We start from the raw sequence: 14,257 nt of genomic DNA, 5'->3' as shown, positions 1-14,257 counted from the left end.
GAATAGTTTTAAATATTCCTTTAAAAACATGGATATAAATTCTGGCACAGAAGCTGCTAATAAGAATCATATTAATCACAACAAGGAGCGCATCATGGCACATATTGTAATTTTAGGCGCAGGTATAGGCGGTATGCCCATGGCCTATGAAATGAAAGAACTTGCGCGCAAAGAAGATACCGTCACTGTTATTTCCAACTCAGACACCTTCCAATTCACGCCATCCAATCCATGGGTGGGTGTGAACTGGCGTGATCGCAGTGACATCACCTTTCCGATTGCGCCGTACTTAGCCAAAAAGGGAATCAACTTTATTCCTCATGGCGCGACGAAATTACATCCAGAACAGAACCAGATTGCATTAGCTAACGGTGACATTGTTAACTATGACTACCTGATTATTGCCACCGGACCCAAACTTGCATTTGATGAAATTCCAGGCTTGGGACCTGATGGACATACTCACTCCATCTGCCATGTTGATCATGCAACGAAATCAGGTAATGAGTGGGATGCATTCTGTGCCAACCCTGGCCCCATTGTTGTAGGCGCAGTACAAGGTGCATCCTGTTATGGCCCGGCTTATGAGTATGCATTCATCATGGAAACTGATTTACGTAAACGTAAAGTTCGTGACAAAGTCCCCATGACTTTTGTTACTGCTGAACCCTACATAGGTCATCTTGGTCTCGGTGGCGTCGGCGATTCCAAAGGTATCTTGGAATCCAGTATGCGTGACCGTCATATCAAGTGGATATGCAACGCCAAAGTCACCAAAGTTGAAGCGGGCAAAATGTTTGTCACCGAACACAACGATGATGGTACTGTGAAAAAAGAACATGAACTGCCATTTAACTATTCGATGATGCTGCCTGCATTTAAAGGTATAGATGCGGTATTCGGGATTGAAGGATTAACCAATCCACGCGGCTTCATTGTTGCTGATCCTTACCAGCGCAATCCTAAATATAAAAACATATTCTCAGTTGGTGTTTGCGTAGCAATACCACCGGTAGAAGTTACACCAGTGCCGACAGGCACGCCAAAAACGGGCTACATGATAGAAAGTATGGTCACGGCTACCGCGCATAACATACGCAGCCTGTTAGATGGTGAAGAACCTACGGAGAAAGCAACCTGGAATGCAATCTGTCTGGCAGACTTTGGCGATAGCGGCGCAGCATTTGTGGCATTACCGCAAATACCACCACGCAATGTCAACTGGTTCAAAGAAGGTAAATGGGTACACTTAGCCAAAATCGCGTTTGAAAAATATTTCATCCGCAAAATGAAAAACGGCACATCAGAGCCGTTATATGAAAAATACATGTTGAGTGCATTAGGCATCAAAAAACTGAAATAACCCACCACACCCAACACTAAAGATTTAAACTTTTCTCCGAACACCTACCAAGTATCGTGCTAATTGGTAGGTGTCTTTTTATCTAGCTACTAACCCTTCAGGGTAAAACTGAAATCATCCCGCTCTGCCACCGCGTCAGCAATAATTTCCAGCAGCAACCAATAATCTTCACCCATCGCATCACGGCTCACACCAGGTTTTTCCCAGACCAGCGCCAATGGACCATCCACCTCGGTTAGCACATCCCATAATGCATCCATATTCTTGCCAAAGTGTTCTGGAAAATCAAAAGCAAATGCAATTTGATCGTAAAAACTACTCAGGCTGGTCACACCATTTAGTTGGCAAGTTTTCATAAGCACGCTGGCACCTCTGTGTAAGTTTGATAATGATCAACGCTAACAAAACGTTGCCCTATACTAGAAAAAATGAGCCGTTTTGCGCCACGATGACCGCCATGATAATCCAGATCAGCTTCACGCCATTGGCCACGAGGGAGCTGCCGTTCATAGTTGGAAAATCTGTCACCACCTATACTTTTACCCCGCAATGCAGGCACATCCCATAAATCATGTCCACGCTGCCAACCCATACTGACCGCATCACGCTTGGTCACAAACTTGTCCGGCAGGTTATGCGTCGTATTCAACGCGGTCAAAATTTGTGTTAATTCAAACACATCCACGCCGGGGTGCAAACGGGTATTCAACTGCACCACCACGGACTGGCATGATGGTGCAGCATACACCGTTGTTGATAACAATGCTGCACATAGCGTGAGTATTAATCTCACAAAGTCTCCCCAGCAAAATCTGCCAGACGCGAACGCTCGCCACGCGCCAGCGTAATATGCCCGCCATGCTCCCAACCTTTAAACCTATCAACCACATAGGTCAGACCAGAACTGCCTTCGGTCAGGTATGGCGTATCTATTTGTGAAATGTTACCTAAACACACCACCTTAGTACCAGGGCCAGCACGGGTAATCAACGTTTTCATCTGTTTGGGCGTGAGATTCTGCGCCTCATCAATGATGAGGTATTTATTCAGGAAAGTACGCCCGCGCATGAAGTTCAGTGATTTAACCTTGATACGGGTACGTATCAAATCCTGCGTTGCCGCCCGTCCCCACTCACCCGTGGCTTCGTCATTCTTATTAAGCACATCCAGATTGTCCTCCAGCGCACCCATCCACGGATTCATCTTCTCCTCTTCGGTACCCGGCAGGAAACCAATATCTTCGCCCACTGGCACTGTCACCCGTGTCATGATGATTTCAGTATAACGCTTGTGTTCCAGCGTCTGCATCAACCCCGCAGCCAGCGTCAGCAAGGTCTTACCTGTACCCGCCTGACCAAGCAGCGTTACAAAATCCACTTCTGGATCCATCAGGACATTAAGTGCAAAATTCTGTTCACGGTTGCGTGCATTGATACCCCAGACATTGTTTTTGGCGTGGGTATAATCTTTCACCGTTTGCAATTCCGCAGTCTTGCCATCCACTGATTTAACTATCGCGTAAAACGGAGTTGCGCTTTCCTGATAGACAAACTCATTCACCAGCAGAGTTGAAACTAACGGACCCTTAACCCGATACCAGGTACGTCCTTCTACCTGCCAGGATTCCATACCTTTGCCATGTTTTTCCCAAAAATCAGCGGGTAATTCACGTACGCCGGCATACAGCAAATCGGTATCTTCCAGCACCTTGTCATTAAAGTAATCTTCAGCGGGCAAGCCCAAGGCACGGGCCTTGATACGCATGTTGATATCTTTAGTGACTAAAATAACAGGACGACTCGGCTGCTCCTGACGCAAACTTAGAATCACGCCGAGGATTTGGTTATCCACCTTGCTCGACGGCAAGCTGGCTGGCAACCCGCCTTGTACCGCTCGGGTCTGCAGGAACAGACGACCAGTTGCACCTTTGCGCGATTGACTGGTGAGCGAAATACCTTCTTCTATATTCTGCTCACCGCCAGATACGATTTCATCGAGAAAACGACTGGCCTGCCGCGCATTGCGCGCGACTTCGGTCATGCCAATTTTGTGCTGATCCAGCTCTTCCAGCGTTGCCATCGGCAAAAATACATCATGCTCTTCAAACCTAAACAAACTTGTGGGGTCATGCATCAATACATTGGTATCTAATACAAACAATTTAGTTGCTGTTTTGGTTTTGCGAGCCATGCTCAACTCCTTATAGTGATTTCAAATAGTCCAACACCGATTGTGCATGTTCAGCGGATTTCACTCCACGCCATGCTTGTAATAATTGACCAGCTTCATCAAACAGGAACGTACTTCTTTCCACCCCCATTACTTCTTTACCATATGAATTCTTCAATTTCATGACATCGAACTGTTTGCACAGCACTTCATCAGGATCACTCAACAGCTCAAATGGCATTTCTAACTTACACTTAAACTTCTCGTGTGAACTCAAGCTGTCGCGCGACACACCAAAAATCTCGCAATTCAACGCCTGAAATTCAGCATACAACCGACTAAAATCCATGCCTTCAACTGTACAGCCTGGCGTATCATCCTTAGGATAAAAATATACCAACACTCTTTTACCACGCAACTCGCTTAACTTAACCGTCTTACCGCTGGTTGCTGCTGCTACGAAATCATCAATTTGCATAAACACTCCTTTAACTCGACTTTAACAAAACCACTACCGCGCCGCTACCGCCATCAACTGCGCGCGCCTGACAGAACGCCAATACCTCATCCTTTTGCATCAACCAATGTTTTATCTTGGTGCGCAACACAGGTTCCTTGTTTTTCGACCCCAGCCCTTTGCCGTGAATAATCCGCACGCAGCGTTTGCCACGTTTACAGCAATCAGCCAAAAACGCAGCGACCGCCTGCCGCGCTTCTACGCTAATCATCCCATGCAAATCCAATTCCGCCTGCAATACCCAATGGCCTCGACGCAGCTTGCGTAAGGTATCGCGACGCAAGCCTGTACGGATATAAGCAAGTTCCTCGCCTGTTTCTATACCATCGTCCCAGCCGATATAGTCAGATAAACTATCCTGCAGCGCCTGACGCTCGTCTTGGAGAAAACTTTTAGGGGTAAGGGGATTCGTATTTACCGCAGGGGCAATGCGCCCCGTATCGGCAATAGGTTGAACACCGCTGACGGCCTGCTGGAATAAAGCCAGGTCATCAGGGTCTATCGCAGCAGGTAATGTAGATTTACCTGCCATCATGATTACTTGGTCAAACTTTCAAGATACCGATCAGCATCCAGTGCCGCCATACAGCCCGTACCCGCACTGGTAATAGCCTGACGATAGATATGATCCTGCACATCGCCCGCCGCAAACACACCGGGAATATTGGTTGCCGTAGCATTGCCCTTGTTACCGCTCTTAGTCACCAGATATCCACCTTCCATATCCAACTGTCCGGTGAATAAATCCGTATTCGGCTTATGCCCGATTGCGATAAATATGCCAGTCAGCTCAACATCCTTAGTGCTACCGTCGGTAACACACTTGATACGCATACCCGTCACGCCAGTTTTATCACCCAGAACTTCATCCAGCTGACTATTCAGCGCCAGACTGATTTTGCCTTCGGCGACTTTTTCCATTAAACGGTCGATCAGGATTTTCTCGGACTTGAACACATCACGTCTGTGCACCACGGTCACATGACGCGCAATGTTAGACAAATACAGCGCTTCTTCAACCGCAGTATTACCGCCACCGACCACCGCCACATCCTGATTGCGATAGAAGAAACCATCACACGTAGCACAACCCGAAACGCCTTTACCCATAAACGCCTGTTCAGAATCCAGACCCAAGTACATCGCTGATGCACCCGTTGCAATAATCAACGCATCACAGGTATAAGTCGCTTGATCACCGATCAGCACCATAGGCTTTTCTGTCAATTTCGCTGTATGGATATGGTCAAAAATGATTTCTGTATTAAAACGACGCGCATGCTTTTCAAAACGCTCCATCAATTCAGGACCTTGCACGCCATCAACGTCAGCTGGCCAGTTATCCACTTCAGTCGTGGTCATCAATTGACCACCTTGCGCCATACCTGTGATCAGCACTGGATTAAGATTCGCACGCGCAGCATAGACTGCAGCCGCATAACCAGCAGGGCCTGAACCCAGAATTAATAAACGCGCATGTTTTGTTTCTGCCATGATTTCATCTCCATTAACAACATTAATTGATTCAGATTCTAACAGGATTAAACCACCTACACCCAGTTCCAGTTATAATTTTAACTTCGAGTCAGCTGTTACGATTATGTTCACACCCACCCGCAAAAACACAGCCGTGCCACGCAAACCGCTACCGCCTAAAGTCAGCGGCTTGTTGCGTGAAGTCAGCTGGATATTCAGCGCATTATTAGCTTTTGGCCTCACACTTACCCTTGCCAGCTACTCAGCAACCGACCCCAGCTGGTCGCATAGCAGCACGGCTGCCACCGTTAATCTGGGTGGGAGTCTCGGTGCTTATGTAGCGGATATTCTATATACCATTTTTGGTTATTCAGCCTGGTGGCTGGTCATATTTGCGGGTGCAAATACCTACCACAGCTATTATCAGCTTGATACGCAACACGAAACTGATCCACGGTCTAAATGGATAAGGCATTTCGGTTTTATCACGTTATTTCTTGCAAGTTGCAGCCTGGAATCCGCTCGTTTACACAGTTTAGGCACCAGCCTGCCTGAACATGCAGGTGGTATCGTCGGCACACTAGGTGGCGATAATATTACGCAGCTACTCGGATTTACTGGTGGCACCATCTTCCTGCTGGTAATGATGGCGGTTGGCTGGAGCTTATTCACCGGTATATCCTGGTTGTTTGTTGCGGAATCCATAGGCGCAAAATTAGAAACAGGCTGGTTCAATCTCAGTGAGTTTATTGCTAACCAGCGCATCAAACGCGCCGGCGTAACTGCAACTCGCCAACGTGAAGAAATCGTACAAGAACAAAAACAACGCTTCGAACATCAGGACCCTATCATTATAGAAACACCGACGCCGACCATTATCAAATCCGAGCGCGTAGAAATCGAAAAACAAGTACCACTGTTTGCCGAGATGCCTGACACCCCATTACCACCGCTGCATTTACTTGACCCTGCCAGCCCGCCAGTAGAAAGCCTGACCGCCGACACGCTGGAATTCACTTCACGACTTATCGAACGCAAGCTGAATGAGTTTAATGTGCAAGCACGTGTGGTTGCTGCATTACCTGGCCCTGTCATCACCCGCTACGAAATCGAACCCGCATCAGGGGTTAAAGGCAGTCAGGTACTCAATCTTGCCAAGGATCTGGCACGTGCGCTATCTGTAGTCAGCATCCGTATCGTCGAGACTATCCCCGGCAAAACCACCATGGCGCTGGAAATCCCTAACCCCAAACGTGAGATTGTACGGCTGTCGGAAATCCTCGAAGCCAAGGTGTATCACGACATGCACAGCCCGCTGACGATGGCGATGGGTAAAGACATCGCCGGCAATCCCGTGGTCGCCGATCTGGCCAAAATGCCGCACGTACTGGTTGCCGGTACCACAGGCTCAGGTAAATCCGTCGCCATCAACGCCATGATATTAAGCCTGCTATACAAAGCCGATGCTTCCCAGGTACGCCTGATACTGGTTGATCCAAAAATGCTGGAGCTCTCCATCTACGACGGCATACCGCATCTGCTTGCACCTGTGGTCACTGATATGCGCCAGGCCGCTGCCGCGCTCAACTGGTGCGTTGCCGAGATGGAACGTCGTTACAAACTGATGTCTGCACTAGGCGTACGTAACATTGCTGGCTACAACCAGAAAATCGCCGAAGCGAAAAAGGCAGGCACGCCTATCACCCATCCTTTCAGCCTCAACCCATCCGATCCCGAGCCTTTGGAACATCTGCCACTCATCGTCGTCGTTATCGACGAGCTGGCCGATTTGATGATGGTCGTCGGCAAATCTGTAGAACAACTCATCGCGCGACTGGCACAAAAGGCGCGTGCCGCTGGCGTGCACCTGATACTCGCTACCCAGCGTCCATCAGTTGATGTGATTACCGGCCTGATCAAAGCTAACGTGCCGACGCGTGTTGCTTTCCAGGTTTCCAGCAAAATAGACTCGCGCACTATCCTCGACCAAATGGGCGCCGAAGCATTATTAGGACAGGGCGACATGCTCTACATGCCACCCGGCACCGGCTACCCAGTACGGGTACACGGCGCATTTGTAGCGGATCACGAAGTCCACAAAGTAGTCGACTATCTCAAACAGATGGGTGAACCTAATTACATCGAAGGCATCCTAGATACGCCAGAGGAAAAAGAAGCCGCTGGTGGTGGCGAGAACGGGGGAGGTGATGCCGAAGCCGACGTACTGTATGACGAAGCCGTCGCACTAGTATTGCGCACCCGTCGTCCATCCATTTCCGCCGTACAACGCCATCTGCGCATAGGCTATAACCGCGCTGCCCGTCTCATCGAAGCGATGGAAAGTGCGGGGCTGGTCACACCTATGCAGCACAATGGTAACCGAGAGGTAATAGGACAAAACCGTGAATAGAATCTTATTGAGTTTGATATTAGCAATACTCCCTGTCACCAGCTTTGCGACTGGCGTTTCCGAACTAAAAGCTTTCATCTCGCAAACCAAAACAGCCCAGGCACACTTTAACCAGGTCGTATTAGACAAAGCCGGCAATGCCAAACAACAGACTCAAGGCACCATGGCTTTCTCACGCCCCGGTAAATTCCGCTGGTCTTATGACAAACCGTACGAACAGCTTATCGTCGGCGATGGCAGTAAAATCTATCTCTACGACGTAGATTTAGCGCAGGTCACCATTAAAAAACTCGACCAGGCATTAGGCAGCAGCCCAGCCGCCTTGCTTGCGGGTAACAACGAAATCGAAAAATTCTACACGCTCAGCGAAGCAGGCACGCACGATGGCCTGACTTGGCTCACCGCCACACCCAAGGACAAAGACAGCAGCTTCAGCCAAATCCAGATGGGTTTTAGCCAAAGCAATCTGATGGAAATGCGTATCCGCGACAATTTTGGGCTCACCACACAACTCAAACTCAGCCAATTGGTACGCAACCCCAAGTTACCCGCCAGCACCTTTAGCTTCACCCCGCCTGCGGGTGTCGATGTCATCTCGGACAACAAGTGACACAAGATTTATTTGCGACGAATTCCAGCCAAATCCCGTTAGCAGAGCAGCTACGCCCACGCCATATCGCAGATGTCATCGGGCAAAGCCACCTGCTCGGTGCAGGCAAGCCGCTGAACCTGGCCTTCGCCTCAGGCAAACCCCACTCAATGATATTGTGGGGGCCGCCCGGCGTGGGCAAAACCACACTGGCGCGCCTGACTGCCGATGCTTTTGACTGCGAATTTATCGCGCTTTCTGCCGTATTCGCAGGTGTCAAAGACATACGCGGCGCAATGGAGCAGGCCGACATCAATCAACAGCGCCAACGCCACACGCTGTTGTTTATCGACGAAATTCATCGTTTCAATAAATCGCAACAAGACGCCCTGCTCCCATTCATAGAATCAGGGCTAGTGACGTTCATCGGTGCAACCACCGAAAACCCCAGCTTTGAGCTGAACAACGCGCTGCTGTCTCGTGCCCAGGTCTATGTGCTGCAAGCACTCAGCGCCGATGAATTAACCCAGCTCGCACTCCGCGCAGCTGAACACTTAAAGCTGACTCTGGATGCCGCAGCGATAGACATACTAATCAACTACGCTGATGGCGATGCGCGACGCTTGCTCAACCTTATCGAACAAGTCCAAACCGCCGCCCAGACTACAGGCACAGACACCATAGACAGCGCATTTCTAAGCGCTATCCTGAACACCAAAACTCGCCGCTTTGACAAAGGTGGCGAGTACTTTTACGACCAGATATCCGCCCTGCACAAATCCGTGCGCGGCTCTAATCCCGACGCGGCGCTCTACTGGCTATGCCGCATGCTGGACGGCGGCGCAGACGCAAAATACCTCTCCCGCCGCATCATCCGCATGGCATGGGAAGACATCGGCCTGGCCGACCCCAAAGCCATGCAAATCGCCAACGATGCCGCCACCACCTATGAGCGTTTAGGCTCACCCGAAGGCGAGCTAGCCCTCGCCCAAGCAGTCATCTACCTCGCCGTCGCTGCCAAAAGCAACGCAGGCTACAACGCCTACAATCAGGCCATGGCATTCATCAAACAGGACAAAACCCGCGAAGTCCCCATCCACTTGCGCAACGCCCCCACCAAACTGATGAAAGAACTGGGCTACGGCCACGAATACCGCTACGCCCACAACGAGCCTCATGCCTATGCAGCAGGCGAAACCTACCTGCCCGAAGGCATGGAAGACATCAATTGGTATCAGCCTGTGGCGCGTGGGCTGGAAAGTAAAATTGCGGAGAAACTGGCATTTTTGCGTGGGTTGGATGAGGATGCGGCAGAATAGTAAAAACGCTTAACACCAACGCATGTTCCAAGTAGCCAGTGAATTTGACAATTTAGTCAGCATTAAGCGAGACTCAGATGTTAGACTGAACTACGTGACACATCAAAATTAGGTGACTAATAAATTAGGAAAATCGGTGTGTTTTAATTCAGATGTTATAAATTTACATATAAAAATCATATCAATAAAAACAGATATCAGGGAGAACAAAGTGTTATACACCGATTTACCAAATAAAATAGGCACCGATTTCGGTGCCTATTAGACGTTAGCGCTTTGGAGTACTCATGACCGCACGTAGACCATATGAGGAACTGACTGACCTTGAGAAGGTACAGAAGCAATGGCATAAGTTGTCTGGCCTACACACACGCGAGGAATGGTCCGCTGCTATCGTCCGCGCCGCTACCGCCGCTGAAATTGCAGCCAACTTTGCCATCCGGCGCGAATTTGAATTGAATAGCGAGTTTGATTCGGAGTTCGTTGACAGTCTTCTTCGTTGGGCTAATGGTCTTGCTGGAAAGCTTGACCGTCTGCTCATTCCTCTGAGTGAGACGGACAAAACGAAGTACAAGAAGATGAAGACGCTGAAGAAAGTCGCAGGAGAAATCAACACCAAGCGCAACGCAATTGCTCATCAGGGAGAGTTCTGCAACGAAGATGAGGCCCAGGCAGCAATCGCCCAAGCTAAGGAGTTCATATCAATCTTGGTGCAGATATATGACCCTAAGTTCGTCCTCAAGACACGAAAGCGCTAACCCGAATGAGGGTTACATGATAGAACGTCTTCTAACGAATAAGGTTAGATTGTGATCGCGAAGCGAGCCACAATCTGAACCGTTTGTTGGACAAGCCCGGCATGGCTGGGGCGGGTGTTGCTTGAGCGCTTATGGAAATATCTTTTTGACTATGCTGGCATAACTGGACGCGTTACGCATCCCACCCGCCATTTCACGACCTTCACGTTGCCATTGCAGCAACTTATTCTATTCAACTCACCGTTTTTAGTCGGCTTTTCGGGCATGTTAACCCAATTTCAGCCTTCTTCAGGGCGAGCACGGCCATACCTGCCTAGTCTGGCAGGTGGGCGGTGTGGGCTGGTTTAGCGCATGGTCTCCCACCCTGTGTCATCTGCTCTGTGTTCCCGTTTTATAGATGGGGCTGATGTGGCTAGCGGTATCGCTTTGATACGTGTGCGCACTATCTTCATCACCCCACCGCAACATTGGCAACGTATCGCTGGTCTGGGTTGCGCTGGCGGCGGATTGTTCCGTCGCCATAGGTGGGTCAGCTGTAGCTGGGTGAGTAGTTTGCTATTGGGATGCAGGTAGCCAAAGTTGCGGGCGCGGCGGTAGCCTTTGGGCAGAATGTGTTGCAGTATCAGTCGCAGGAAGGCTACACCACTCAAGGTACGGGTTTCCATTTGTTTGGTTTGGCTGTTCCGGTAACGGAAGGTGACCTGACCATGCCGGTCGGAGAGGATGTCTTTCTCCTGTATCACCCCCCGATACAGATAGCGCCCAAGGTAGATCAGAGCGTGCTGTCCAGTGCCGACGGCTTTGCAATCCACCACCCAATCGGTCGGGTAATCGTTTGGCAGGGTGAGTCCTGCTTGTCTGATGCCTGCCAGTAATTTGGCACGAAATACTTTGGCCAGGGCTTTGTGGTTAAACAGGTAGTTGCCGTGTTTATGACGCATGCGTCGCTGTTTGGGGTTAAAGGCGACAGCGGGCATGACGAGATGCACATGGGGGTGATAGTCCAGTCGGCGGTTATGGGTATGCAGTACAGTCACCGCCCCTGCGCTGCCGCGCAGCTTGTTGTCGTTTTGGCTGAAGGTGTTGACTGTTTCCCACGCGCAGCGTGTGATCAAGTCATACATGACGCGCTGATGTTGCCAGGCCAGTGTGCGCAACTGGGCGGGCACGGTGAAGGTGAGCATGAAGTAGTTGGCGGGGATGGATTTGTGTAATTGCTGGTCTATCCAGCGCTGTGATTCGTGCGCCTGGCAATGCGGGCAATGCCGATGACCGCAGGAATGTGGCAGGTAGCTGGGTGTTTGACAATCATCACAGGCAAGTTGCATCCTCGGGCTCATCTGGCTACGGCAGGTTTGAAAGGCGGTTAAGGCAGCTTGCTGGCTGGGCAATAGGTGATGACCGTGTTGTGCAAGCAGTTTAGCTGCGTAGGTTGCTACGATGTGCGCCAGTCTGATCATTTGACTTTGCCCCAATGAATGTGGAATTTCTCCATTAATTGATTAAGGCGAGTGTGTGCGCTCTGATGGCGTTGTTCGGTGAGGTGGGTGTAGCGGATGGTGGTGAGGATGGACTGGTGTCCGAGTATCTGCTGAATTTCGAGTAAATCGATGCCAGCTTCTATCAGGTGGGTGGCATAGCTGTGGCGCAGGCTGTGTGGTGTAATTCTTTTTTTAAGCCACAGTCACGGGTCACTTGACCCAAGGTGGTCTGGATACCACCACGATCCAGCGGGGTGCGTGCCAAGTGCGATTTGGCAAGACCGCCGTGTCGATTAGGAAAGAGCAAGCTTGGGTTGCGATGGGTGAGCCAGAAACGGCGCAATACCTGCAAGGTGTTCTCTGATAACGGCACCAATCGATCACGGTTGCCTTTGGCGTTGCGTACTTGCACCCGCATCCGATCCGCATCGATATCCCCTACCTGCAAGCGTAAGCCTTCGCCTAATCGTAAGCCCAGGCTGTAGAGGGTGAAGAAGAATACGCGGTAGCTCAATACGCGGGTGGCCATGAAGATTTGTTGTGCCTGGGCGACGGTAATGATGTCGGGCAGGCTATATGACTTGGGTGGTTTAACCAGATCCGCACCTGGCCAGGGTTGGCTGAGTACATGGGCATAATAGAACTTCAGTCCATACAGATCATGTTTGAGCGTACTCCATGAATGGGTATCCAGGATGCGAACAAAATAGTCGGTTAATTGTGGCTTGGTGAGCGCGTCTATCTGGTCATTAAAATACACCGCTGCGCGCCGTACGCCGTGTGAATACAAGGCGATGGTTTTAGGCTGCATGCCTCTGAGCTTGAGGCAATTCAGCAGTCGCTGGTGATTGTGCTCGAAGTGCGCGGGGATGGGTGTGGGGGCTGTCAATGTCGTCTCCTCGTGGTACAGTAATCAAAATTCCATTGCTGGGGGAGACGAAATTATGCTGCGTAATTTGATGGTTCGGGAATATTTCTCCGCGATAGCGGCTTCGTTCAACCCTACGCTCAAGCGGAACTGCGCAAAAGCGCGCAGCCCCTTAGCTCCACTTTAGAGGTCACCCATCCCATGGCTCCGTTTTCATTTCGTGCCGAATTCGAAGAGGGCCGGAGCATTGATATCGTTCCAACATTCATTCACCCGCGTGGAGTCGAGGAAATTCACAAGCTGGAGGAAGACGACACCTCAGCTTTCGAACTGACGTTTGAAGGCGAAAATGCAATTGTTGATGGAGTCGTGTCGCCGGGCCGAGCCACCGTAAAGACGAAGGTGGCATTCAATAATCCAACTACGATCTTTGCGCTTGTCCGTGGCGGTTGGCTGCCCTTGCCGTTTTCAATACCAGCGCGCTTCTTGGTGGATCGCAATGTTGTCATTTCGTTACGCAAAATTCGCGAAGGCAAGGTTGCGGCAAATGCTCAAGCACTACAGTGGTGGACCAACTTCTTTGCCGAGGGGACGGGAATGTTCAATCCTCTCCCGTATGCGTTTGAGGCCGGGTTCCGGCGAAAGCCCACGATGGCAGAGTTCGTGTCGGCGTTCGACGAAGGATCATCCGAGTTGAGAGATGCGCTACCCGAATGTCACATTGTGAGGTTTGAGGACACCCACTACCGAGCTGCATATGCCCAACTAGAAGCCTTCGACGAGCGCAACGAGCGCGAAACCAAGTTTCTACAAACAGCCTGTCCTCTTGTCATACAGCGTGTCCCGCGCCGCACGGAAGTCGAGGTAGCCGAAGCAATCGTTAGAATCGCCGACAAATTCGAACTGACCCGAGGCTCGCTAGCAACCCTCGCGGTTCTCTCATGCCTGTATGAGGATATCCACGGCACAAAACCTGCCATCGGGAGGCGAATACTCAAGCCTAGGTCGGTATATTCAGAGGCTGACGCCTTCAACGCTCTCAGCGACCTACGCCACATTGAGTTGGCAGCCGCCGGTCAAGCTTACCTTAAGCAGGACGCCTTCTCACTCTGTACCTGTGATAGACCGATGGCTCTTCTGTGGTCAGCGCTTTCTGCACGCGGAGAGTGTTCACCGGATGGGTCCATTGAATTCACATTTGACCTGACCAGCGATCTATTCTCGCGTCTCAGTGAAGACGAGCTACTAGACCTGAAGCAATTGCTATGCATATGACATCTAATACTGCGTTCGAGCGGACCTGCGCG

The 14,257-nt window shown here is 50.4% G+C and carries 13 protein-coding genes and 1 pseudogene; 6 read left to right on the top strand and 8 right to left on the bottom strand.

The features are described 5' to 3' along the window. Window positions 1–94 precede the first annotated feature (94 nt). Entirely contained in the window at window positions 95–1,363 is a 1,269-nt protein-coding gene (locus SFSGTM_RS04395) for an NAD(P)/FAD-dependent oxidoreductase (RefSeq protein ID WP_162084113.1), read from the top strand. A gap of 89 nt (window positions 1,364–1,452) precedes the next feature. On the opposite strand, the gene SFSGTM_RS04390 is transcribed toward SFSGTM_RS04395, so the two are convergent. The 6 genes from SFSGTM_RS04390 to trxB are packed head-to-tail and all read right to left on the bottom strand — an operon-like array spanning window position 1,453 to window position 5,543. Further along, window positions 1,453–1,719, bottom strand: a complete 267-nt coding sequence (locus SFSGTM_RS04390; protein WP_162084112.1) for a barstar family protein — start codon at window positions 1,717–1,719, stop codon at window positions 1,453–1,455. Continuing rightward, the gene (locus tag SFSGTM_RS04385) at window positions 1,716–2,156 is read right to left on the bottom strand and encodes a ribonuclease domain-containing protein (RefSeq protein ID WP_174237392.1); all 441 of its coding nucleotides are present in this window, start codon (window positions 2,154–2,156) and stop codon (window positions 1,716–1,718) included. The genes SFSGTM_RS04390 and SFSGTM_RS04385 overlap by 4 nt, the downstream gene beginning before the upstream one ends. Further along, on the bottom strand, window positions 2,153–3,553 hold the full coding sequence (locus tag SFSGTM_RS04380) for a PhoH family protein (protein ID WP_162084110.1): 1,401 nt from the start codon (window positions 3,551–3,553) through the stop codon (window positions 2,153–2,155). Before SFSGTM_RS04380 ends, SFSGTM_RS04385 begins: the two co-directional genes overlap by 4 nt. Window positions 3,554–3,563: 10 nt before the next feature. Then, window positions 3,564–4,010 carry a peroxiredoxin gene (locus tag SFSGTM_RS04375; protein WP_162084109.1) on the bottom strand — a complete coding sequence of 149 codons (447 nt, stop codon included), beginning with the start codon at window positions 4,008–4,010 and terminating at the stop codon, window positions 3,564–3,566. A 10-nt stretch (window positions 4,011–4,020) separates the two neighbouring features. Further along, window positions 4,021–4,584 (bottom strand): Smr/MutS family protein, encoded by a 564-nt coding sequence (locus SFSGTM_RS04370; RefSeq protein WP_162084108.1) that lies wholly within the window; start codon window positions 4,582–4,584, stop codon window positions 4,021–4,023. Window positions 4,585–4,586: 2 nt separating this feature from the next. Then, complete coding sequence (gene trxB, locus SFSGTM_RS04365; protein WP_162084107.1) at window positions 4,587–5,543, bottom strand: thioredoxin-disulfide reductase; 957 nt, start codon at window positions 5,541–5,543, stop codon at window positions 4,587–4,589. Window positions 5,544–5,649: 106 nt separating this feature from the next. Here trxB and SFSGTM_RS04360 point away from each other — a divergent pair, with 106 nt between their 5' ends. The 4 genes from SFSGTM_RS04360 to SFSGTM_RS04345 all read left to right on the top strand — a co-directional run bounded on the left by SFSGTM_RS04360 (window position 5,650) and on the right by SFSGTM_RS04345 (window position 10,601). Next, window positions 5,650–7,935, top strand: coding sequence for a DNA translocase FtsK (locus tag SFSGTM_RS04360; protein WP_162084106.1), 2,286 nt, complete (start codon window positions 5,650–5,652; stop codon window positions 7,933–7,935). Next, complete coding sequence (gene lolA, locus SFSGTM_RS04355) at window positions 7,928–8,545, top strand: outer membrane lipoprotein periplasmic chaperone LolA (protein ID WP_162084105.1); 618 nt, start codon at window positions 7,928–7,930, stop codon at window positions 8,543–8,545. Before SFSGTM_RS04360 ends, lolA begins: the two co-directional genes overlap by 8 nt. Next, entirely contained in the window at window positions 8,542–9,843 is a 1,302-nt protein-coding gene (locus tag SFSGTM_RS04350) for a replication-associated recombination protein A (RefSeq protein ID WP_162084104.1), read from the top strand. Before lolA ends, SFSGTM_RS04350 begins: the two co-directional genes overlap by 4 nt. A gap of 287 nt (window positions 9,844–10,130) precedes the next feature. Beyond that, window positions 10,131–10,601, top strand: coding sequence for a hypothetical protein (locus SFSGTM_RS04345; protein ID WP_162084103.1), 471 nt, complete (start codon window positions 10,131–10,133; stop codon window positions 10,599–10,601). Between the two features lie 344 nt (window positions 10,602–10,945). Here the strand turns inward: SFSGTM_RS04345 and SFSGTM_RS04340 are convergent, their stop codons facing one another. Next, the gene (locus tag SFSGTM_RS04340; protein WP_162083488.1) at window positions 10,946–12,061 is read right to left on the bottom strand and encodes an IS91 family transposase; all 1,116 of its coding nucleotides are present in this window, start codon (window positions 12,059–12,061) and stop codon (window positions 10,946–10,948) included. Continuing rightward, window positions 12,058–12,971: pseudogene (locus SFSGTM_RS04330) on the bottom strand (tyrosine-type recombinase/integrase). Before SFSGTM_RS04330 ends, SFSGTM_RS04340 begins: the two are co-directional and overlap by 4 nt. 180 nt (window positions 12,972–13,151) lie before the next feature. On the opposite strand from SFSGTM_RS04330, the gene SFSGTM_RS04325 reads away from it, so the two are divergent. Beyond that, window positions 13,152–14,225, top strand: a complete 1,074-nt coding sequence (locus tag SFSGTM_RS04325; protein ID WP_162084102.1) for a hypothetical protein — start codon at window positions 13,152–13,154, stop codon at window positions 14,223–14,225. Window positions 14,226–14,257 lie beyond the last annotated feature (32 nt).

This window comes from Sulfuriferula nivalis (assembly GCF_009937995.1).
In the GTDB taxonomy this organism is placed as follows: Bacteria; Pseudomonadota; Gammaproteobacteria; order Burkholderiales; family Sulfuriferulaceae; genus Sulfuriferula; species Sulfuriferula nivalis.
The sequence above is the reverse complement of the archived record's forward strand: the minus strand, read 5'-3'. Positions and strand labels throughout refer to the sequence as shown.